General features: G+C 69.8%; 19 protein-coding genes. 10 read left to right on the top strand and 9 right to left on the bottom strand.

Annotated features, from left to right (window positions below; all coding sequences use genetic code 11):
- Window positions 1–14 precede the first annotated feature (14 nt).
- On the top strand, window positions 15–1,814 hold the full coding sequence (yidC, locus tag K3A85_RS05635; protein WP_225205503.1) for a membrane protein insertase YidC: 1,800 nt from the start codon (window positions 15–17) through the stop codon (window positions 1,812–1,814).
- 77 nt (window positions 1,815–1,891) lie between these two features.
- A complete protein-coding gene (gene yihA, locus K3A85_RS05640; protein WP_225206014.1) occupies window positions 1,892–2,512 on the top strand; it encodes a ribosome biogenesis GTP-binding protein YihA/YsxC in 621 nt (206 codons plus the stop codon).
- Between the two features lie 122 nt (window positions 2,513–2,634).
- Here the strand turns inward: yihA and K3A85_RS05645 are convergent, their stop codons facing one another.
- On the bottom strand, window positions 2,635–4,515 hold the full coding sequence (locus K3A85_RS05645) for a putative bifunctional diguanylate cyclase/phosphodiesterase (RefSeq protein ID WP_225205504.1): 1,881 nt from the start codon (window positions 4,513–4,515) through the stop codon (window positions 2,635–2,637).
- 238 nt (window positions 4,516–4,753) lie between these two features.
- On the opposite strand from K3A85_RS05645, the gene K3A85_RS05650 reads away from it, so the two are divergent.
- Both K3A85_RS05650 and dapE read left to right on the top strand, forming a co-directional pair.
- A complete protein-coding gene (locus K3A85_RS05650) occupies window positions 4,754–5,434 on the top strand; it encodes a glutathione S-transferase family protein (protein WP_225205505.1) in 681 nt (226 codons plus the stop codon).
- Complete coding sequence (gene dapE / locus K3A85_RS05655) at window positions 5,431–6,567, top strand: succinyl-diaminopimelate desuccinylase (protein ID WP_225205506.1); 1,137 nt, start codon at window positions 5,431–5,433, stop codon at window positions 6,565–6,567. The genes K3A85_RS05650 and dapE overlap by 4 nt, the downstream gene beginning before the upstream one ends.
- Here the strand turns inward: dapE and K3A85_RS05660 are convergent.
- Genes K3A85_RS05660 through K3A85_RS05670 form a run of 3 tightly spaced genes read right to left on the bottom strand, consistent with a single transcriptional unit; the run spans window position 6,554 to window position 9,009 of the window.
- A complete protein-coding gene (locus K3A85_RS05660; RefSeq protein ID WP_225205507.1) occupies window positions 6,554–7,129 on the bottom strand; it encodes a Smr/MutS family protein in 576 nt (191 codons plus the stop codon). The genes dapE and K3A85_RS05660 overlap by 14 nt on opposite strands.
- Window positions 7,129–8,316 carry a murein transglycosylase A gene (gene mltA, locus K3A85_RS05665; RefSeq protein ID WP_225205508.1) on the bottom strand — a complete coding sequence of 396 codons (1,188 nt, stop codon included), beginning with the start codon at window positions 8,314–8,316 and terminating at the stop codon, window positions 7,129–7,131. Before mltA ends, K3A85_RS05660 begins: the two co-directional genes overlap by 1 nt.
- Before the next feature lie 12 nt (window positions 8,317–8,328).
- A complete protein-coding gene (locus tag K3A85_RS05670; RefSeq protein ID WP_225205509.1) occupies window positions 8,329–9,009 on the bottom strand; it encodes a Tim44/TimA family putative adaptor protein in 681 nt (226 codons plus the stop codon).
- 322 nt (window positions 9,010–9,331) lie between these two features.
- Between K3A85_RS05670 and secB the strand changes: the two genes are divergently transcribed.
- The 5 genes from secB (at window position 9,332) to purT (ending at window position 14,615) form a co-directional block, all read left to right on the top strand.
- A complete protein-coding gene (gene secB / locus K3A85_RS05675; protein WP_225205510.1) occupies window positions 9,332–9,847 on the top strand; it encodes a protein-export chaperone SecB in 516 nt (171 codons plus the stop codon).
- Window positions 9,848–9,882: 35 nt separating this feature from the next.
- Window positions 9,883–11,460, top strand: a complete 1,578-nt coding sequence (murJ, locus tag K3A85_RS05680) for a murein biosynthesis integral membrane protein MurJ (protein WP_225205511.1) — start codon at window positions 9,883–9,885, stop codon at window positions 11,458–11,460.
- 11 nt (window positions 11,461–11,471) lie between these two features.
- The gene (trpS, locus tag K3A85_RS05685) at window positions 11,472–12,488 is read left to right on the top strand and encodes a tryptophan--tRNA ligase (RefSeq protein ID WP_225205512.1); all 1,017 of its coding nucleotides are present in this window, start codon (window positions 11,472–11,474) and stop codon (window positions 12,486–12,488) included.
- Window positions 12,489–12,650: 162 nt separating this feature from the next.
- Window positions 12,651–13,337: a DUF4136 domain-containing protein gene (locus K3A85_RS05690; RefSeq protein ID WP_225205513.1), complete on the top strand. Its 687-nt coding sequence runs from the start codon at window positions 12,651–12,653 to the stop codon at window positions 13,335–13,337.
- Between the two features lie 105 nt (window positions 13,338–13,442).
- On the top strand, window positions 13,443–14,615 hold the full coding sequence (purT, locus tag K3A85_RS05695; protein WP_225205514.1) for a formate-dependent phosphoribosylglycinamide formyltransferase: 1,173 nt from the start codon (window positions 13,443–13,445) through the stop codon (window positions 14,613–14,615).
- A gap of 4 nt (window positions 14,616–14,619) precedes the next feature.
- Here purT and dut read toward each other — a convergent pair whose 3' ends face one another.
- Together dut and coaBC are read right to left on the bottom strand one after the other, a co-directional pair.
- On the bottom strand, window positions 14,620–15,090 hold the full coding sequence (dut, locus tag K3A85_RS05700; RefSeq protein ID WP_225205515.1) for a dUTP diphosphatase: 471 nt from the start codon (window positions 15,088–15,090) through the stop codon (window positions 14,620–14,622).
- Window positions 15,074–16,276 carry a bifunctional phosphopantothenoylcysteine decarboxylase/phosphopantothenate--cysteine ligase CoaBC gene (gene coaBC / locus K3A85_RS05705; RefSeq protein WP_225206015.1) on the bottom strand — a complete coding sequence of 401 codons (1,203 nt, stop codon included), beginning with the start codon at window positions 16,274–16,276 and terminating at the stop codon, window positions 15,074–15,076. The genes dut and coaBC overlap by 17 nt, the downstream gene beginning before the upstream one ends.
- A gap of 98 nt (window positions 16,277–16,374) precedes the next feature.
- Here coaBC and K3A85_RS05710 point away from each other — a divergent pair, with 98 nt between their 5' ends.
- Window positions 16,375–16,773, top strand: a complete 399-nt coding sequence (locus tag K3A85_RS05710; RefSeq protein WP_225205516.1) for a hypothetical protein — start codon at window positions 16,375–16,377, stop codon at window positions 16,771–16,773.
- Here the strand turns inward: K3A85_RS05710 and K3A85_RS05715 are convergent.
- From K3A85_RS05715 to K3A85_RS05725, 3 genes are read right to left on the bottom strand one after another with little or no spacing between them, the layout of a single operon-like run.
- Complete coding sequence (locus K3A85_RS05715; protein ID WP_225205517.1) at window positions 16,770–17,888, bottom strand: acyltransferase family protein; 1,119 nt, start codon at window positions 17,886–17,888, stop codon at window positions 16,770–16,772. The two genes, K3A85_RS05710 and K3A85_RS05715, sit on opposite strands and share 4 nt — an antisense overlap.
- A gap of 10 nt (window positions 17,889–17,898) precedes the next feature.
- Window positions 17,899–19,458, bottom strand: coding sequence for a 2-polyprenylphenol 6-hydroxylase (gene ubiB / locus K3A85_RS05720; protein WP_225205518.1), 1,560 nt, complete (start codon window positions 19,456–19,458; stop codon window positions 17,899–17,901).
- A 14-nt stretch (window positions 19,459–19,472) separates the two neighbouring features.
- Window positions 19,473–20,210: a class I SAM-dependent methyltransferase gene (locus K3A85_RS05725; protein WP_225205519.1), complete on the bottom strand. Its 738-nt coding sequence runs from the start codon at window positions 20,208–20,210 to the stop codon at window positions 19,473–19,475.
- Between the last annotated feature and the right edge of the window lie 53 nt (window positions 20,211–20,263).

Below are 20,263 nucleotides of genomic sequence, written 5' to 3' on the forward strand. Positions count from 1 at the left end.
GAACGCGAGGCATAGTGGAAAACCAGCGCAACCTGATCCTCACGGTGGTCCTGATGGGCCTGCTGCTGATCGGCTGGGATATCGGCCTCAGGTACTTCTACCCGCAGAGCGGCCAGAAGCCGAGGGCCGTCGCCTCCGCCCCCGCCGCCACCGGCGATGCCGCGCAGGCCAAGCCGACCCGCGAGGGCGGCCTGCAGAGCCCGGCGGACCAGGCGCTGGAGAAGCAGGACCTCGCGCAGGCGCTGGCCGCGCCCACCCGCGTTGCCATCGATGCGCCGGGCCTCAAGGGCTCGATCAACCTGATCGGCGGCGCGATCGACGATCTGACGCTCGCCCGCCACCGCGAGGCGCTCGACAAGACCAGCGCGCCGGTCCGCCTGTTTTCGCCCGCCGGCACGCCCGCGCAGCACTTCGCGCAGCTCGGCTGGGCGGCCAAGGGCGGCGGCATCGCCGTGCCGGACGCCCGCACGCAGTGGACGGTCGAGGGTGCGAAGCTGACGCCGGCGACCCCGGTCACGCTCAAGTGGACCAACCCCACCGGCCAGACCTTCGCGATCCGCTATGCGATCGATGAAAACTACATGATCACCGCGACGCAGAGCGTGGCCAACGCCGGCGCCGCGCCGGTCGTCGTCCAGCCGATCGCGCAGATCAACCGCACCGACCGCACCGCCAGCGTCGATACCTGGCAGGTCCATTCGGGGCCGATCGGCGCGTTCGACGGCTCGGTGAGCTTTGCCACCAACTACAAGGACGTGACCGCCGCGGGCACGGTGACCGCCGCCGGCAAGCCCAACTGGATCGGCTTTACCGACATCTACTGGCTGTCCGCGCTCGTCCCCGATGCGCGGGCCAAGGTCGATGCGGATTACCGCGCGCTCGGCAACGGGCTGTTCCTCGCCGACCTGCTCTACCAGCCGGTGACCATCGCGCCGGGCCAGACCCAGACGCAGCAGGTCCGCCTGTTCGCCGGGGCCAAGGAGAACAAGATCCTCGAGGCCTACGAGCAGCAGGGCGTGACCAACCTGTCGCTGTCGATCGACTGGGGCTGGTTCCGCTGGTTCGAGAAGCCGATCTTCTGGCTGCTCGATTCGCTGTTCCGCGCGGTCAAGAACTTCGGCCTCGCGATCATCCTGCTCACGCTGATCGTGCGCGGGATCATGTTCCCGGTCGCGCAGCGCCAGTTCGCCAGCATGGCGGCGATGAAGGCGATCCAGCCGAAGATGAAGGCGCTGCAGGAACGCTACAAGGACGACAAGCAGAAGCAGCAGCAGGAGATCATGGCGCTGTACAAGCAGGAGGGCGTCAACCCGCTCGCCGGCTGCCTGCCGATCTTCCTGCAGATCCCGGTGTTCTTCGCGCTGTACAAGGTGCTGGTGCTGACGATCGAGATGCGCCACCAGCCGTTCGGCCTGTGGATCCACGACCTTTCCTCGCCCGATCCGCTGCACGTGCTCAACCTGTTCGGGCTGCTGCCGTTCACCCCGCCGAGCTTCCTTGCGATCGGCCCGCTGGCGATCCTGCTCGGCTTCACCATGTGGCTGCAATTCAAGCTCCAGCCCGCGGCGATGGACCCGGCGCAGCAGCAGGTCATGGGCATCATGCCCTGGATGATGATGTTCGTGATGGCGCCGTTCGCCACCGGCCTGCTGATCTACTGGATCACCTCGAACCTGCTCACCATCGCGCAGCAGCGCTACCTCTACAGCCGCCATCCGCAGCTCAAGGCGCAAGGCGCGAAGGACCAGCAGGACATCGACCGCGCGGTGGCGCGCGACAAGAAGGCGGCCTCGAACAAGCCGAAGCCGCGTTGAGCGAGCCCCTGACCCCTTCGCCCGCCGCCCCTTCGCCCGCCGCGCTTTCGCCCGAAGAGGAAGCCGCGCGCGCCGAACTGGTCGAGCGCGCCCGGCTGCTGTTCGCCGGGCCGATCGAATTCCTCAAGTCGGCGCCGGCGCTCAAGTTCCTGCCCGATCCGACGGTGCCGGAAGTCGCCTTCGCGGGCCGTTCGAACGTCGGCAAGTCGTCGCTGCTCAATGCGCTCACCGGGCGCAAGTCGCTGGCGCGCACCTCGGTGACGCCGGGACGCACGCAGGAGCTCAACTACTTCGAGGTGGGCGAGCCGACCCGGCTGCGGCTGGTCGACATGCCCGGCTACGGCTTCGCCAAGGCCCCGCCCAAGGTGGTCGAGCAATGGCGGCGGCTGGTGCGCGACTTTCTGCGCGGGCGCGTGGTGCTCAAGCGCACGCTGCTGCTGATCGACAGCCGCCACGGCATCAAGCCGGTCGACGAGGACATGATGCAGATGCTTGACGAAGCGGGCGTCGGCTATCGCGTGGTGCTGACCAAGGCCGACAAGATCAAGGCGAGCGAGCTGGCGGCAGTGACCGCGGCGACCGAAGCCGCCGCGCGCAAGCGCACTGCGGCCTATCCGCAGGTGATCGTCACGTCCTCGGAAAAGCGCATGGGCATTGCCGAATTGCGCGCCGCGGTGCTGGAAGACGCCGAGCAGTAGGCGGCAGGTCGGCAGAAGGGCGAAACGGTGGGGCCCCCGGAACCTTGGCCGCCGGCCGGGCTTCCGCCCCGCTCCGTCATTGCCGGCGCCACGACATCGCCCGGGGGCGCGACGCGAATCCGTCAGGCGGCGGCGCGGCCGGGGAAGTCCATGGCGAGGATCGCATCGAGGCTGTCGGGCTTGGCGAGCAGGTAGCCCTGGGCATAGTCGTAACCGGCGAGCGTCGCTTCCATCAGCTGGATCTCGGTCTCGATGCCTTCGAACACGCACGACAGCGACAGCGTGCGCGCGAGCGTGCGGATCGCGCCGACCAGGCGGCGGCCGACCGGGTCGTCGAGCCGCGCGGCGAAGCTGCGGTCGATCTTGAGCACGTCGAGCGGCAACTGGTGGAGCGTGCTGAGGCTTGAATAGCCGGTGCCGAAATCGTCGAGCGCGATGCGCGCGCCGGTGGCGCGCAGCTGTTCGAGCGCACCGCGCGCAATTTCGGGATCGTGGATCAGGCTGGTCTCGGTGATCTCGAACACCAGCCGGTCGGCGCGGGTCGCGGTCGCGGCGATCATCGTCAGCAGGCCATGGACGGTCTCGACGTCGGCGACGTCGGCGGGCGAGAGGTTGAACGACACGCGCATGGCGGGCGGCATGCGCGGGATCTGGGCGAGAACCTTGCCGAACAGGGCGAGGGTGACGCTGCGCGCGATGCCGAGGCGCTCGGCCGTGGTGAACAGCATTTCCGCCGGGACCGGCCCGAGGGTCGGCGAGGACCAGCGGGCCAGCGCCTCGAGCCCGCTGATCTCCATCGTCCGGGTCGAGATGATCGGCTGGAACGCGATGTCGAGCTCGCGCTCGAGCTCGGCGGCCTGGAGCGCGGCCTCGAGCGCCTGTTCCGAACGGATCATCCGTTCGAGCACCCCGGAGAAGCGCACGCAGGTGCCGCGATGGTTCTTCTTGGCGTGGTAGAGCGCGAAGTCGGCGCGGTCGAACAGGTCGTGCGCGGTGTGGCCGGCATCGGGCCAGGCGGCGAGCCCGCCCGACGAGCCGACCGAGACGACGGTATCGCCCAGTTGCACCGGGCGCTGGATGGCGTCGCAGATCTGCTGGCCGACGCGCGCGGCCGCGTCCATCGTGCCTTCGACGATCAGCCCGAACTCGTCGCCGCCGAGGCGGGCGATGGTGACGTCGGCGTTGCACAAGGGGCGCAGGCGGTCGCCCATCGCCTGGAGCAGCCGGTCGCCCTGGGCATGGCCGAGCGTGTCGTTGACCGGCTTGAACCGGTCGAGGTCGATCACGCCTATGCAGAACGGCGCGGCCGACCGGTCGCGCGCCAGCATCGCATCGAGCCGGGCGAAGAAGTAGCGGCGGTTGGGCAGGCCGGTGAGCGAATCGGAGTGGGCGAGGCGGGCGTTCTCCTCGCTCAAGCGCTGGGCGGCGATGCGTTCGGTCTCGAGTGCGCGGCGCGATTCCTCGAGCGCGAGGAACGAGGCGAAATAGTTGCGCAGGACCTTGAGGCTGATCAGCCCGACGATGACGATGTTGATCGCCATGGCCGCAAGCACCTCGGTGCCGAGGACGATGCAGTAGGCAAGGAACGTGCCGAGCACGACCACGAAGACGGTGTGCGCGGCGCGGGGCAGGTGCGTCAGGCACAGGATGCAGCCCATGACGGTGATCCCGATGAACACCGCGACATGGCCGTGCTCGTAGGGTCCGCCGAAGCGGTCGAGCATCAGCGCCCAGCCGACGAAGCCGATCGAAAGCACGGCCGAGAACAGCTCGGTGCGCCGGAGCATCGAGCTGGCGAAGGCCTCGCCGACCTGGTGCGCCGGCAGCGGGACGAGCCATTGCGCGAGGCGCACGAGGCTGAGCCCGATGAGCACCGTGGGGAGATAGAGATAGAGCCACGGTGGCGCGACTATGCGGTGGGTGTAGGCGAGCGTCGCCGCGCTGACCGCGACCATGAAGTACATCGCCGGGACCTGGCGACGCAGGTGGCCGAACTGCGCCACGGCGTGCTGACGTGCGCCGCCCCTGGCCGGGCCTGACGAAAACAAGGAACGAAACCTGACGCGCATCGCAGGTTGAGTAAGCGTTGCCGGCTTACCGATTGGGAGTCAGGGACCCTACGCAGTATTGCGAGCATGTCCGGGCGGGTCAGCGGGCCTCGCGCCGGGCGCGGCGGGGGCAGCCTCGACAGGGCGGCGCGCAGTGGCTAGGCGGGCGCAGGTGCGAGCGAAGGCGGACGCGATGAAGCTGGTGATCGGCAACAAGAACTATTCGAGCTGGTCGCTGCGCGGCTGGCTCGCCTGCAGGCAGTCGGGCCTCGTCTTCGAGGAGATCACCGTCCCGCTCTATGGCGAGGACTGGGACGAGCGCAAGACGCGCGACGGCACGCTGGCGCCCTCGTCGGGCAAGGTGCCGATCCTGTGGGACGGCGAAGGCGAGGCGGCCGCGGTGGTGTGGGACAGCCTCGCGATCATCGAATACCTTGCCGACAAGGTCGGGCGCGACCGCTTCTGGCCCAAGGACGACGCCGCGCGCGGCATGGCCCGCTCGATGGTCGCGGAAATGCATTCGAGCTACCTCGCGCTGCGCCGGCAGATGCCGATGAACGTGCGGCGGCGGGTGACGGGCCTGGCGGTGCCGCCCGAGGTCCAGGCCGACATCGTGCGCATCCTGACGCTGTGGGCGGAGGCGCGGGCGCGCTTCGGGCAGGGCGGGCCGTTCCTGTTCGGCACGTTCTGCGCCGCCGACATCATCTATGCGCCGGTGGTCTCGCGCTTCCTGACCTATGGGGTGGGGGTGCCGGGCTTCGCCGAAGCCTATATGGAGGCGATCTGGGAGCACCCGTGGATGCAGGCGTGGGTCGCCGCGGCCGAGGAGGAGGAATGGACGATCGAGCAGTTCGAGCAGGCGCAGCCGGCATGACGCTCGATCCTGTCGTGCTCGCCGAGCGGCTGATCGACTGCGAGAGCGTGACGCCGGCGACGGGCGAGGTCTTCGCCTGCCTCGAGGCGATGCTGGCGCCGCTGGGCTTTGCCGTCCATCGCTTCGTCGCGGGCGAGCCGCCCGAGGGGCCGGTCGAGAACCTGTTCGCGATCCGCAAGGGGCCGGAGGGCAGCCGCCACTTCGCCTTTGCCGGCCACCTCGACGTGGTCCCGGCCGGCGAGGGCTGGTCGAGCGCGCCGTTCAGGGCCGAGCGCCGCGGCGAGCTGCTCTACGGGCGCGGCGCGGTCGACATGAAGGGCGCGATCGCGAGCTTCGTCGCGGCGGTGGCGCAGATCCCGGTCGAGGCGGGGACGGTGAGCCTGATCATCACCGGCGACGAGGAAGGCCCGGCGAGGTACGGCACGGTGCCGCTGATCGCGCATATGCGCGCGGTCGGCGAACTGCCCGACTTCTGCCTCGTCGGCGAGCCGACCTCGGTCCGCCGGCTGGGCGACATGGCCAAGATCGGGCGGCGCGGCTCGGTCAACGTCTGGCTGACCGCCAGGGGCGCGCAGGGGCACGTCGCCTATCCGCACCTCGCCGACAACCCGATCCCGCGGCTGGTCGCGCTGCTCGCCGAGCTGGACGCGCTGGTGCTGGACGAGGGCAGCGACTGGTTCCAGCCCTCCAACCTCGAGATCACCGACCTCGAGGTGGGCAACCGCGCGACCAACGTGATCCCGGCCGAAGCGCGCGCGCGACTGTCGATCCGCTACAACGACCACCACACCGGGCAGGCGCTGGTCGACCGCGTGAGCGCGATCGCCGCGCGGCACCGGGTCGAGGTGCGCGCCACGCTCCACGGCGAGGCGTTCATCACCCTACCCGGCGCCGAATCGGCCCTGGTCTCGGCGGCGGTCGAGGCCGAGACGGGCATCGCGCCCGAGCTGTCCACCACCGGCGGCACGTCCGATGCGCGCTTCCTGCGCAGCCTGTGCCCGGTCATCGAGTTCGGCCTCACCAACCCGACGATGCACAAGACCGACGAGGCGGTGGCGATGGAGGACCTGCGCGTGCTCGCGCGGATCTACCGCCGGATCGCCCTGGCGGCGCTCGCCCCTAGCGCCGCCTGAGCACGATGTAGACCGCGCCCGCGCCGCCGTGGCGCGGCTGGGCGGGTCGCACGGCGGCGATGCTGCCGGCGTGCGGGCTGTGCGCGAGCCAGTCGAGCAGCTTGGCCCGGATCGCGCCGCGCCGTTCTCCGCGGAGGTCATGGTCGCCGTGGGGGCGCGGCTTGCCGGCGATCAGCAGGATCACGCGATAGCCCATCGCGAGCGCCTGGCCGATGCCGCCGACGAGGCGCGCGTGCGCCTGGTCGAGGTTCATGCCGTGCAGGTCGATGGTGACGTCGGGCTCGACGCCCCCCCGCGCGAGCTTGCGGTCCCAGCTCGAATCGAGGCCGTGGCGGGTGAGCGGACGGGTGGGCGCGGGCGGTGGCGGCGCCGGCGCGGCGACGCGCGGCGGCGGCGCGCGGCCCTTGACGCGCTTGGGCGGCGGCGCCGCGGGGGCGGCGGGCTCTGGCGCGGGGGCCGCGGCAGCGGGCGCGGCGCGCGGCGGATGGAGCGGGGTGACGGTCTGGGCGACGCGGCGCCACAGTTCGGCTTCCTCGGGGCTGAGGCCACGCGGTGTGCGCATCACCGGCCGAGCCTTGCCAGCGTGCCGCGGGGGAGCAGGATCAGCGCCCGCCCGCGGGCGCTCATGCCCCCGGCGATGCGGCGCGCTTCGGGTCCAGCGCCCCAGAAGCTGTCGAAGCGGTTGGCGCCCTTGATCGCGCCGCCGGTGTCCTGCGCGACCCACAGGCCGCCGACTTCAGGGCGGTCGGTCGCAAGGAACACCGGCGCGCCGAGCGGCACGAACAGCGGATCGGCGGCGAGCGTGGCGCCGCCGGTGACGGGCACGCCGAGCGCGCCGACCGGCCCATCGCCGGTGACTTCGCGGAAGAACACGTAGCTGCGGTTGCGGCGCATCAGCGCGCGGCCTTCGGCGGGGTGTTCGCGGATGTAGCGCAGGATGCCCTGCATCGAGCCGGGGTATTCGCCGGGACCGTTGCCGATGAGGCCTTGGGCCGCCATGACCGAGCCGATCCCGGTGTAGTCGTAGCCGTTGACTGCGCCATAGCCGATGCGGATCACGCTGCCGTCGGGGGCGCGCAGCCGGCCCGAGCCCTGGACCTGGAGGAAGAAGAACTCGGCCGGGTCCGCCGCCCAGGCGATTTCGAGCCCCTTTCCGGCAAGCGCGCCGTCCTCAATCGCGGCGCGGTCCCAATAGGGCACGAAGCGCCCGGTTTCGTCGTAGCGGCCGAGCGGGGTGCGCCCGTCGGGCATCGGCGCGGCATCGCCCGGCCGTGCGCGCACCAGATCGGGCGGAACGGCATAGACCGGGACGTCGTAGCCGGGCTGGCGCTGGCGTACCCCGGCGATCTCGGGTTCGAAGTAGCCGGTGACGTAGCTGCTGCCATCGCCGACCTGAGCGGTTTCGAACCAGGTGGTGAAGAAGCTCGCCGCATTGGCCGGGCTCCAGGTCGCCGCGGCGGCGCAGGGCGCGGCCCAGTCCGATGGCTGGGTAAGGCCGCTGGCGTCGGTGCGGCGCACAAGGCGCGGGCAGCTCGCGACGAACGAGGCAAGCGCGGCGCGGGCGCTCTGGTCGCTAAATCCGAGCCCCGGCGTCGACGGTCCCGGGGTCACGCCGAGCAGGGCGGCGGTCAGCTGGGGCCTGGCCGGAGGCAGGGGGCGCGGTGTTGCTGCGGGACCGCCGGTCTGCGGGATGACGCGCCCGCACGCCGACAGCAGCGCGAGCGCGAGAAGCAGCACGGCGCCGCGCATGGCCGTGAACGATCAGGCCTGGTCGGTTTCGTCGAGCAGCCAGTCGGGATCGCGCGCGGTCAGGTTGCGGGTGAACGTCCACAGGTCGCGGCTCTCGATCGCGTCGTCGAGCGAGCCGGCGATGACCACGCCGTCGGCGTCGCGCGTCACCGAGGCGACGTCGGCGACGAAGCGGACGGTGATGCGCGCGACCGGCGCGCTGTAGTCGGCCGCGACGATGCGGGCCTCCTCGATGCGGATGAGCCGCGCATCGACGGTTTCGCCCGCCTGCGCCCGCGCGTCGATCGCATCGGCGAAGCCTTCGAACACGTCGCGGTCGCACAGCTGGGCAAGCTCGTCCTTGTCGCCGCGCCAGAAGGCGGCGAGGATCATGCCGTAGGCGCCCTTCGCGCCGGCGACGAACTGCGCCACGTCGAAGCGGCGGTCGGCGGCGATGATGGCGCGGATGCCGGCTTCGGCGGGGCTTTCGAAGGCGTTCGCTTCGGGCGCGGCGAGCGCCGGGCGGGTGGCCGCGGCGGCTTTCTCGGGCAGGCGCGGGGCGAGCGGGCGCGGGGCGGCAGCCGAAGGATCGGGCTGCTCGACCCGGCGGCGCAGGGGCTCCTCGTTCTGCTCGGGACGGCGCCCGAGCACGGAATAGAGTCGCAGGCCGAGGAAGGCTGCGATCATCGCCAGGATGACAATTTCAACAATCACGCGCACTCGTCCCGAACATGGCCCGGCCCGGGCTCCGCGAAAGTCGGTCGCTGAGTTCGGTTCCGGGGACAGTGAGTCACCGTGCCTCAAATAGGTACGGATTACAAATGAACAACGTGTGGACGACGGTAAGTTGCCCTTACAAAGCCGCCGGCGGGGCCGGCTTGCCCACAAGGGAACGCAGCCAGCCGGCGCGACCGGGCCTTGCCGGGAAGAACCGATGCGGCGGCGGGCGAAGCGCGCAAGCGTTGCCCGACCCCGGCTGGGGTGCTAGGCGGCGCGCAACACCACGTCCCGCCCATTTCCACGAAAGCTTGCGACCATGGCCGACGAAGGCAACATCATTTCCGACCTCAACCTCGACGCCGCGCCCGACGGCGAGGACACCGCCCCGGCGATCGGCCTGATCTCGCAGTACGTGAAGGACCTTTCGGTCGAGAACCCGAACGCGCCCGAGTCCTACCAGTGGACCGAGCAGCCGGAGATGAACATCGACTTCAACATCGCCGCGCGCACGCTGGCGCCCGATGTCCACGAGATCGAACTGAAGATCAACGCCACATCGAAGACCAGCCAGGGCACCGCCTTCGCGATCGAGCTGGTCTATGCCGCGCTGATCGGCATGCGCAACGTGAGCGACGACCAGGCCCACCCGTTCCTGTTCGCCGAAGGCCCGCGCCTGATCTTCCCGTTCGCCCGCCGCATCATCGCCGATGCCGTGCGCGACGCCGGCTATCCGCCGCTGATGCTCGAGCCGATCGACTTCAACGGCCTCTATTTCGCGCAGCTCCAGCAGCGCCAGCAGGAAGAACTGGCCGCCGGCGCGGGCCAGGCCTGATTCCGGGACGATAGCCGGTCGCAGCAGGTCATCGCATGAATCTCCTGAAGGCGACCGGCACCATCGGCGGGCTGACGCTGGCGAGCCGGGTGCTCGGGCTGGTGCGCGACAGCCTGTTCGCGCGCTACATCGGGGCAAGCTTCGCCTCGGATGCGTTCCTCGTCGCATTCCGCCTGCCCAACCTGTTCCGGGCGCTGTTCGCCGAAGGGGCCTTCGCCTCGGCGTTCATCCCGATGTTCAACCAGAAGGTGGCGGACCCCGACGGGCGAGGGCTCGACGACGGACTGGCCTTTGCCGAGCAGGCGCTGGCGGTGCTGCTGCCGGTGCTGCTGGCGATGACGGTGCTGCTCGAGGTCTTCGCCTGGCCGGTGACGTTCCTGCTTTCGGGCAAGTTCAACGGGGTTTCGGCCGAGCAGTTCGCCTTTGCCGTCACCCTTTCGCGGATCACCGTGCCCTACCTGATGCTGATCAGCCTGGTTTCGCTGTTCGGCGGCATCCTCAATTCGTTGCACAAGTTCTGGGTCAACGCGGCGGCGCCGATCCTGCTCAACCTGACGCTGATCGCGGCGCTCTTGTTCTTCCACCACGCCGATCCGCTGGTGACCGCGCGCAACCAGGCGATCGCGGTTTCGGTTTCGGGCGCGTTGCAGCTGGGCTGGCTCGCCTGGGCGTGCAGGCGCAACGGCGTTTCGCTGCGGTTGCGGCGGCCGCGCCTGACTGCCGAGGTGCGGCGGCTGCTCGCGCTGATCTGGCCTGCCGCGGCGGGCGCGGGCGCGGTCCAGATCAACCTCGTCATCTCGACCGCGCTGGCCGCCTCGCTGCTGGCGCACGGCTCGGTCACCTACATCTACATCGCCGACCGGCTGAACCAGCTGCCGCTCGGGCTGATCGGCATCGGGCTCGGCACGGTGCTGCTGCCCACGATCTCGCGCCAGTTGGGCGCGGGCGACGACAGGGCGGCGATGGAGACGCAGAACCGCGGGCTCGAGCTGGCGCTGCTGCTGACGCTGCCGGCGACGACGGCGCTGGTGCTGGCGGGCGAGCCGATCGCCGCCGCGCTGTTCGGTTATGGCCGCTATACCGCGCAGGACACGCACTTCACCGCGCAGGCGCTGGCGGCCTTTTCGATCGGGCTGCCGAGCTACATCCTGGTCAAGGTGCTCACCCCCGGTTTCTATGCGCGCCAGGACACCAGGACGCCGGTGCGCTATGCCACGCTGTCGATGCTGGTGAACCTGGTCGGCAACCTCGTGCTGATCGTGCCGTTGCAGCACGTGGGCCCGCCGCTCGCCACCGCGATCGCCAGCACGGTTAACGTCGCCATGCTCTATCGCACCCTGGTGGCGCGCGGCCATTTCGTCGCCGATGCGCAACTGAAGCGTCGCGTGCCGCGGCTGGCGCTGGCGGCGATCGCGATGGGCGCGGTGCTCTGGGCGACGCAAGGCTACCTGACGCCGTATGTCCATGGCAGCTGGGCCGTGCGCTTTGCTGCGCTCGCCGTGCTGGTTTGCGCGGGCGGGCTGGTCTATGGCCTCGCCGCCATCCTCCTCGGGGCTTTCTCGAAGGCGGACCTGGCGCTTCTCCTGCGCCGCAAGCGCTCCACCATCACGTAAGGCACCTTCCAATGCGTATCGTTTCCGGCATCCAGCCCACCGGCAATCTCCACCTCGGCAACTACCTGGGGGCGATCCGCAACTGGGTGGCGATGCAGGACGAATGGACGGCGCGCGGCGCGACCTGCCTCTACTTCCTTGCCGACCTCCACGCGATCTCGATGCCGCACAAGCCCGAGGAGCTTGCCGCGAGCACGCGCGAGATGGTCGCCGCGCTGGTGAGCTGCGGGATCGATCCCGACCGGTCGATCCTGTTCAACCAGGCGCAGGTGCCCGAGCACGCGCAGCTGCAGTGGCTGCTCAACGGCACCGCGCGGATGGGCTGGCTCAACCGCATGACGCAGTGGAAGGACAAGGCGGGCAAGAACCGCGAGGGCGCGAGCGTCGCGCTGTTCACCTATCCCGTGCTGCAGGCGGCCGACGTGCTGTTGTACAACGCCACGCACGTGCCGGTGGGCGAAGACCAGAAGCAGCATCTGGAACTGGCGCGCGACATTGCGCAGAAGTTCAACAACGACTTCTGCCCCGAAGACGCGCCGCTGTTCATCCAGCCCGAACCGATCATCCCGCCAGAAGCCGCGCGCATCATGTCGCTGCGCGATGGTACCGCGAAGATGAGCAAGTCCGATCCTTCGGACATGAGCCGCATCAACCTGACCGACGATGCCGACGCGATCATGGCCAAGGTGCGCAAGGCCAAGACCGACCCCGAGCCGCTGCCTTCGGACAAGGCGGGGCTCGAAGGCCGGGCGGAGGCTGCGAACCTCGTCGGGATCTACGCCGCGATGGCGGGCACCAGCGTCGAGGCGGTGCTCGGCCAGTTCGGCGGGCAGGGCTTCGGCGCGTTCAAGCCCGCGCTGGGCGAGCTGCTGGTCGAGAAGCTTTCGCCGATGGCGGCGCGCTATCGCGAATTGCGCGAGGACCGCGCGGCGTTGGACGCGATCCTCGCCAAGGGTGCGCAAAAGGCGCGGGCGCTGGCCGTGCCGACCCTGGACGCCGCCTACGCGGCGCTCGGGCTGGTTCGCTAACACGCTTGAATCGTTGCTGAATGCTGCAGTGCTGCAACAATTGTTGCAGGACCCATTCAACGCGCATTCAGCACCTCCCGCCTAGCATCGGGCCATGCTAGAACCGAGCCGCGCCCGCCGTCAGCCGGGGGACCCGGGCCGCACCTGATGGAGTCGCTTAGGATGAACACCGCTTCCGGCCGTAACCGTTTCGCCCCCAATCGCCTCGCTCTGGCTGCAGCACCGCTGCTCCTTGCGCTGTCGGCCTGCGCCACCCCGTTCAACGCCAATGTCTCGCGCTACCAGCGCGAACTGCCCGCGCCCGCCGGCCAGACCTTCGCGATCGTGCCGCAGGACCCGCGCGACGAGGGCGGGCTCGAGTTCGCCAACTATGCCGCGCTGGTGTCGGCGCAGATGCAGAAGGTCGGCTACGTGCCGGGCAACCCGCAGAGCGCGGACCTGCTGGTGAAGTTCGACTACGGCGTCGACAAGGGCCGCGACAAGCTGCGCACGACCGGCTTCGGCGATCCCTACTGGGGCGGCTGGTACGGGCCGGGCTGGGGCGGCTGGGGCCGTCCCGGGTTTTATGGCCGTCGCGGCTGGGGCTATGGCTGGTACGATCCGTTCTTCTTCGGCGGGCCCGGCTACAACAACGTCGACGTCACGACCGTCTATACCAGCGGCATCGACCTGAAGATCGACCGCCGCGCCGACGGCAAGCGCCTGTTCGAGGGCAAGGCCGAGGCCGCCTCGACCTCGAACCGCCTGCCCTATCTCGTGCCCAACCTGGTCGAGGCGATGTTCACCGACTTCCCCGGCCACAACGGCGAGACGGTGCGCATCAGCGTGGCGCCCGAAAAGAAGAAGTGAGCGCGCGCGGCGCGGCTTCCCGGTACGGGGCCGCGCCCGCCCATTGACCGCGCGCCAGCGCCGGGGCATCGCCGCGCCACACTTCGGCAAGGGCAGCGCACGACCATGGCACATACCGCACGCATCCTCCTGCTCGGTTCGGGCGAACTGGGGCGCGAGTTCGTGATCTCGGCCAAGCGGCTGGGCTGCCATGTCACCGCCTGCGATTCGTACGACGACGCGCCCGCGATGCAGCTGGCGGACGAGCGGCGCGTGTTCTCGATGCTCGACGGCGAGGCGCTGGCCGGCGCGATCGAGGCGGCCAGGCCCGACTACATCGTGCCCGAGATCGAGGCGATCCGCACCGAAGTGCTCGCCGATTTCGAGGCGAAGGGCTTCAACGTCGTGCCCTCGGCGCGCGCGACGATCATGACCATGAACCGCGACCGCATCCGCGAAGTTGCCGCGGTCGAGCTGGGCCTCAGGACCTCGCGCTACCGCTATGCCGAGAGTCTCGACGAAGTGCGCGAGGGCGCTGCGCACACCGGTTTGCCTTGCGTGATCAAGCCGGTGATGTCGTCGAGCGGCAAGGGCCAGAGCACCGTGCGGGACGCGGCGGGGCTGGAAGCGGCGTGGGACTATGCCGTCGCCAACATGCGCGGCGACCGCAAGCGCGTGATCGTCGAGGAGTTCGTCGCCTTCGACTACGAAATCACCCTGCTGACCGTGCGCCATCGCGGCGGCGTGTCGTTCTGCCCCGCCATCGGCCACCGGCAGGAGCGCGGCGACTACCAGGAATCGTGGCAGCCGACGCCGATGAGCGCGCAAGCCATTGCGGATGCGCAGGCGATGGCGACCAAGGTGGTCGACAACCTCGGCGGCTACGGCCTGTTCGGCGTCGAGTTCTTTGTGCGCGGCGAGGAGGTGATCTTCTCCGAGCTTTCGCCGCGCCCGCACGATACCGGCATGGTCACGCTCGTCTCGCAGGACCTGACCGAATTCGACCTCCACGCCCGGGCCATCCTCGGCCTGCCGATCCCGGCCGAGATCGGCTTGCGCGGCCCCAGCGCCTCCGCCGTGGTGCTGGCCGACCGCCACGCCGAGGATTTCCGTGTCGAGGGCCTCGCCGAGGCGCTGGCGGTGCCGGCCGAAGCGATGGACGTGCGCGTCTTCGCCAAGCCGGTGACGCGGCCCTATCGCCGCATGGCCGTCGCGCTCGCGCGCGCGGCGACGACGGACGAGGCGCGGAAGCTGGCGGCAGAAGCGGCGGGCAGGGTGCGGCTGGTCTACGAGGACTGAGGCGTCAGCCCGGCAGCGCAGACAGCCCTCCGGTCGAGCCGAAGCCGCCGGCGCCGCGCGCGGTGTCGTCGAGTTCGCTCGCTTCCACCCAGCCGGCGCGGGTCACGGGGGCGAGGACGAGTTGGGCGATGCGGTCGCCGCGGCGAATGGCGAAGGGCTCGCTGCCGAGGTTGATCAGGATCGCCTTCAATTCGCCGCGATAGTCGCTGTCGATCGTGCCGGGCGCGTTGGCGACGGTGACGCCGTGCTTGAGCGCGAGGCCGGAGCGGGGGCGGACCTGGATTTCGTAGCCGTGGGGGATCGCCACGGCGAGGCCGGTGGCGACCGCGTGGCGCGCGCCCGGCGCAAGGTCGACGTCCTCGGCGGCGACCACGTCCATGCCGGCTGCGCCTTCGGTGGCATAGGCGGGCAGCGGCAGGTCGTCGTTGCCGGCCAGGCGCTTGACGAGGACGGGGACGTTATCGGGCGAGGACATCGGCGACTTTCTCGATCAGAGCGGCGGCAGCCGCGTCCTTGGGCAGTTCGGGCAGGCTGTCGACGCCGGCAGCGCTGACAATGTGGAGGCGGTTGATGTCGCCACCCATGGCGTGCGTGGCGACATCGTTGGCGACGATCCAGTCGGCGCCCTTGCGCGCCAGCTTGGCGGTGGCGTGGTCAATCACGTCATTGGTTTCGGCCGCGAACCCGATCACCAGCGGCGGGCGGCGATCCGAGCGACACAGCGTGGCGAGGATGTCGGGGTTTTCGACGAGCTGCAGCGGCGGCGGCGCGCCCGAGCCGTCCTTCTTGATCTTCTGCGCGGCTTCCCCGGCGCTGCGCCAGTCGGCGACCGCAGCGACCATGATCGCGACGTCGGCGGGAAGCGCCGCGTCGACCGCTGCGGCCATCTGCCGCGCGGTCTCGACGTCGATGCGGGTGACGCCAGGCGGCGTGGGCAGGGCGACCGGGCCGCTGACCAGCGTAACCTGCGCGCCGGCCTTCGCGGCGGCGGCGGCGATGGCATAGCCCTGCTTGCCGCTCGAGCGGTTGGCGATGTAGCGCACCGGGTCGATCGGCTCGTGCGTCGGGCCGGCGGTGATAAGCACGTGGTGGCCGGCGAGAGGCTTCGGTTCTTGCGTAGCAGGGCCGAGCGCGGCCTTGATCGCGGTCCAGATCGCCTCGGGCTCGGGCAGGCGGCCGGGGCCGTATTCGCCGCAGGCCATCGCCCCTTCGTCGGGATCGAGCACGGTCACGCCGCTGGCGCGCAAGGTGGCGACGTTGCGCTGCGTGGCGGCGTGGCTCCACATGCGCACGTTCATCGCGGGCGCGGCAAGCACCGGCTTGTCGGTCGCGAGCAGTAGCGTCGTGGCGAGATCGTCGGCGATGCCCGCCGCCATCTTCGCCATGAGATCGGCCGTCGCCGGGCAGACCACGACGAGGTCGGCCTGGCGCGAGAGCTGGATGTGACCCATCTCGACCTCGTTCTTGAGGTCCCAGAGCGTGGTGTGCACCGGGTTCTCGCTGAGCGCGGCGAGCGTCATGGCGGTGACGAAGTGCGATCCGCCTTCGGTGAGGACGCAGGTGACCTCGCCGCCGTTCTTGCGGATCAGGCGAACGAGCTCGCACGACTTGTAGGCGGCGATGCCGCCGCCGACGATCAGCAGGATGCGGGGAGACGAAATCATCGCCCGGCTTGTGCAATGGGGCGCGAGCGGGCGCAATCCCTTTGCGTCGCGCGCCGCAAGCGCGCAGGGTGGCGTAAACAACGAAGGATATGCCGATGCGTCTGGTGCTGACCGCGCTGATCTTCCTGGCCGGGATGTTCGATCTGTTCCTGGCCGTTTCGTTTCTGACCGGGCCGCAGCAGGCTGGGGCAGGCTTCGGCCTGGCGCCGACGGGCCTCGCCGGGCTGTCGTCGCTGCGCGCCGACTTCACCGCCTTCTTCGGCGTGGCGGCCTTCTGCATGATGTGGGGCGCCTGGCGACGCAATGCCGACCTGCTGCTGGTGCCGACGCTGCTGTTCGGCACGGCGGCGGCGGCGCGCCTCGTCAACGTCGTCGTGGCCGGACCCTACGAGGGCTGGCCGGTGCCGATCGCGGTCGAGCTGTTCCACGTCGTGCTGCTGCTGGTCGGCTGGCGGACGCTGCCGCATCACCGCATCCAGGAGATCGCGGCCTAAGCTGCGGCAGTCTTGCCGGGCCGCACGCGTCCGGCAAGGCGCTGGATCGCCTTCTGCGCAGGGCGCTCGAACCAGCGGTGCGAGGCGAACCCGGCGAGCGTGGCGAGTCCGACGAAGAACACCAGGAAGGCCGGCTGGCTGGCGATGGCGCGGCTGTGCAGCGTCGCGTCGATCACCAGCACCAGCATGAGCTGGAGCGGGAAATGCCACAGGTAGATGCCGTAGGAGGCATCGCCGAGCTGGCGCCCGAGCTTGAGCAGGTCGCGCTTGTCGGCAAGATCCACCGCCAGCATCGCGAACAGCGCGGCGAATGTGCCCGCGAGCGTGGTCGCGTCGAGCGAGTGGAACGCGAGCTGCGCGTAAAAGGCGAGGCCCACGGCGACGGCACTCAGCGCCAGCAGCGCGACCGGGCCGAGCCGCAGGCGCAGGACGAGGCCATAGGTGGCGACGCCGCCGAAGAAGAAGCCGGTGCAGGTGAGCACGGGCTTGTTCGGCGCGCCCATGAAGAAGGCGCCGAGCGTGATCGCCGCGACCGGCAGCGCGAGCAGCACCGGCAGCCGCCGCAACCCCGGCAGCAGCAGCCAGAAGGCGAGGTAGGCGAGAATCTCGGTCGAGAGCGACCACGAGGGACCGTTGAACGACTGGTTGGTCTGCCAGCCCCAGTAGTGCGCCAGCGGCAGGCTGAGCAGGAAGTGCTTCATGTCCTGCTGGTGATAGATGAAGGCGGTGCCGTTGATCCCGGTATAGGTCGCCTGGAGCACCGCGACGAGCAGCAGCGTCAGCAGGTGGAGCGGCCAGAGCCTGGCGAAGCGGGCGAGCCAGAACCGGCCGCGGGCATTGCGGTCGGCGAGGTAGACGTGGGCGAAGACGAAGCCCGAGACCGCCCAGAAATACTGCACCGCGACGTGGCCGTAGTCGAACAGCCAGCGCAACGGGTGGTAGAGCGGGGTCAGCGCGACGCGGTCGACCTGGTAGCCATAGTCGACCGGGGGCACGAAGAAGTGCTGGTAGTGCCAGAACAGCACGGCGCAGGCGGCGACGAGGCGCGACAGGTCGAGCGCGTTGAAGTGCCGCTTTTTGAGCTGCAGGCCGGGCAGGGGTTCGGAGCGCGCCATGGCGAAGCGTTCAGCCCCACCAGCCGAGGGTGAACCCCGCGGCGACCACGGCAGCGCCGGCCGCGCCCGAGAACAGGTAGCCGAGCCAGACAGGGAAGGTGCGGCGGCGGTCGCGGTCCCACATCAGCGGGATTTCGGGGAGCGGCGGCGCCTCGGGCGCGCCGCCCTTGGGCGGGAAGCGCTCCTCGATCCGGCGGATCAGGTCGGGCACGCGCAGCAGCGTTTCGGCATCGCTGCGCAGGCGCTCGGCGATGGCCGCCTCGGGGCCGAGCTCGTCGCGGATCCAGCCGCGCACGAAGGGCGCCGCCGTGTCCCACAGGTTGATCTCGGGATCGAGTTGCGTCGCGATGCCTTCGACCATGACCATCGTCTTCTGCAGCAGCAGCAGGTGCGGCTGGGTCTGCATGTCGAAATCGCGGGTGATGGCGAACAGGCCGTCGAGCATCTGGCCGACCGACAGTTCGCTGACCGGCTTGCCGCGCATCGGCTCGCCGACCGCCCGGAGCGCGGTGGCGAATTCCCCGACCGAATGGTAGCTTGGCACGTATTGCGCCTCGAAATGGATTTCGGCGACGCGGCGGTAGTTGCCGGTGGTGAGCCCGTAGAGGATTTCGGCGAGCCACTGGCGGGCGCGGCGGTCGATCCGGCCCATGATGCCGAAGTCGATCGCGGCGATCGTGCCGTCGGGTTCGACGAACAGGTTGCCCTGGTGCATGTCGGCATGGAAGAAGCCGCCGCTGATCGCCTGGGTGAGGAAGGCGAGCACCAGCCGTTCGGCAAGCTCCTTGCGATCGTGGCCGGCGGCATCGAGCGCGGCGTTGTCGCTGATCTTGATGCCGTCGATCCAGTCGAGCGTCATCACCCGGCCGTTGGTGCGGTCCCAGTCGATCGCGGGGATGCGGTAGCCTTCGAAGGCGTGCATCGTCTCGGCGAGTTCCGAGGCCGAGGCGGCTTCGCGGCGCAAGTCGAGCTCGCGCACGGTCCAGCGCTTGAAATTGGCGATGACCATGCGCGGGCGCAGGCGGCTGGCTTCGCCGCCGAGCGCCTCGAGATGCGCGGCGGCCCATTCGTAGGTGTCGATGTCGCACGCGAACTTCTCACGCACGCCGGGGCGCAGCACCTTGACCGCGACCTTGCGCCCGTCGGCGGTGACGGCGCGGTGGACCTGCGCGACCGAGGCGGCGCCGACCGGCACGGGGTCGAACTCGGCATAGAGCGATTCGAGCGGGCGTTCGAAGGTCGTCTCGATCTCGCGCCGGATCAGCGCGAAGTCGACCGCGGGAAGGCTGTCCTGCAGCGAGAGCAGGTTGCGCGCCGCTTCCTCGCCGACGAGGTCGGGGCGCGTCGCCAGCGTCTGGCCGAGCTTGATCGCGGCGGGCCCGATCGCGCGGAAGGCGCCGGCGTAGTCGGGCACCTCGGGCTGGCGCGTGCCGAAGCGGGCGATCCGGCACAGCGAGCGGACCTGCGCCGGGGTGTTGGGGTTCTCCTCGAGCAGGCGCAGCGCGCCGTGCCGCGCGACGGTGCGGCCCCAGCCGAGCAGGCGGCGGATATGCGTGGAAGGTCGCGCCATGCGTGCGGTGCCGTTCAGACCTTCCAGCCCGAATGGATCGCGACGAGCCCGCCCATGATCGGCTCGACCCGCGTGTGGCGGAAGCCGGCGGCGTGGATCATCCGCTCGAACTCGCGCATCTTGGGGAAGCGGCGGATCGATTCGATCAGATAGCGATAGGATTCGGCGTCGCCGGCGATCGCCTTGCCGATCTGCGGCACCAGCTTGTGGGAATAGACATCGTAGGCCTGGGCGAAGCCGGGCCACTCGGTGGTCGAGAATTCCAGGCAGTAGAACCGTCCGCCGCGCTTCAGCACGCGGAAGGCTTCGGCCAGCGCCTTGTCGATGTGGGTCACGTTGCGGATGCCGAAGGCGATGGTGTAGGCGTCGAACGCCTTGTCGGCGAAGGACAGCTCCTCGGCATTCTGGCGCGACCATTCGAGGCCCGCGATGCCGCGCTTTTGCGCGCGCTCCATGCCGACGTCGAGCATATCCTGGTTGATGTCGGAAACGGTGATGTCCGCCCCCGAAGACGCCATGCGAAAGGCGATGTCGCCCGTGCCGCCGGCCATGTCGAGGATCGATTCGCCGGCGCGCGGCTTGACCCGGCGCACGAAGCGATCCTTCCACAGCCGGTGCATGCCGCCCGACATCGCATCGTTCATGATGTCGTACTTCTTGGCGACGCTCGAAAACACCGCGCCGACGCGGGCCTGCTTCTCCTCGGCGGGGATTTCCTCGTAGCCGAACGACACGGTCTCGGATGTGGTCATGGAATGGGCCTTTAGTGGGGAATTGCCCGGACGGCAAAGACTGTTACGGGTTG

Source organism: Novosphingobium huizhouense, from assembly GCF_020179475.1.
GTDB lineage: Bacteria > Pseudomonadota > Alphaproteobacteria > Sphingomonadales > Sphingomonadaceae > Novosphingobium > Novosphingobium huizhouense.

Excerpts from the sequence above, each read along its gene's own strand:
- K3A85_RS05650 (WP_225205505.1), top strand. The coding sequence starts at position 4,754 with ATGAAGCTGGTGATCGGCAACAAGAACTATTCGAGCTGGTCGCTGCGC.
- dapE (WP_225205506.1), top strand. The coding sequence starts at position 5,431 with ATGACGCTCGATCCTGTCGTGCTCGCCGAGCGGCTGATCGACTGCGAG.
- K3A85_RS05660 (WP_225205507.1), bottom strand. The coding sequence starts at position 7,129 with ATGCGCACACCGCGTGGCCTCAGCCCCGAGGAAGCCGAACTGTGGCGC.
- mltA (WP_225205508.1), bottom strand. The coding sequence starts at position 8,316 with ATGCGCGGCGCCGTGCTGCTTCTCGCGCTCGCGCTGCTGTCGGCGTGC.
- secB (WP_225205510.1), top strand. The coding sequence starts at position 9,332 with ATGGCCGACGAAGGCAACATCATTTCCGACCTCAACCTCGACGCCGCG.
- murJ (WP_225205511.1), top strand. The coding sequence starts at position 9,883 with ATGAATCTCCTGAAGGCGACCGGCACCATCGGCGGGCTGACGCTGGCG.
- trpS (WP_225205512.1), top strand. The coding sequence starts at position 11,472 with ATGCGTATCGTTTCCGGCATCCAGCCCACCGGCAATCTCCACCTCGGC.
- K3A85_RS05690 (WP_225205513.1), top strand. The coding sequence starts at position 12,651 with ATGAACACCGCTTCCGGCCGTAACCGTTTCGCCCCCAATCGCCTCGCT.
- purT (WP_225205514.1), top strand. The coding sequence starts at position 13,443 with ATGGCACATACCGCACGCATCCTCCTGCTCGGTTCGGGCGAACTGGGG.
- dut (WP_225205515.1), bottom strand. The coding sequence starts at position 15,090 with ATGTCCTCGCCCGATAACGTCCCCGTCCTCGTCAAGCGCCTGGCCGGC.
- K3A85_RS05710 (WP_225205516.1), top strand. The coding sequence starts at position 16,375 with ATGCGTCTGGTGCTGACCGCGCTGATCTTCCTGGCCGGGATGTTCGAT.
- K3A85_RS05715 (WP_225205517.1), bottom strand. The coding sequence starts at position 17,888 with ATGGCGCGCTCCGAACCCCTGCCCGGCCTGCAGCTCAAAAAGCGGCAC.
- ubiB (WP_225205518.1), bottom strand. The coding sequence starts at position 19,458 with ATGGCGCGACCTTCCACGCATATCCGCCGCCTGCTCGGCTGGGGCCGC.
- K3A85_RS05725 (WP_225205519.1), bottom strand. The coding sequence starts at position 20,210 with ATGACCACATCCGAGACCGTGTCGTTCGGCTACGAGGAAATCCCCGCC.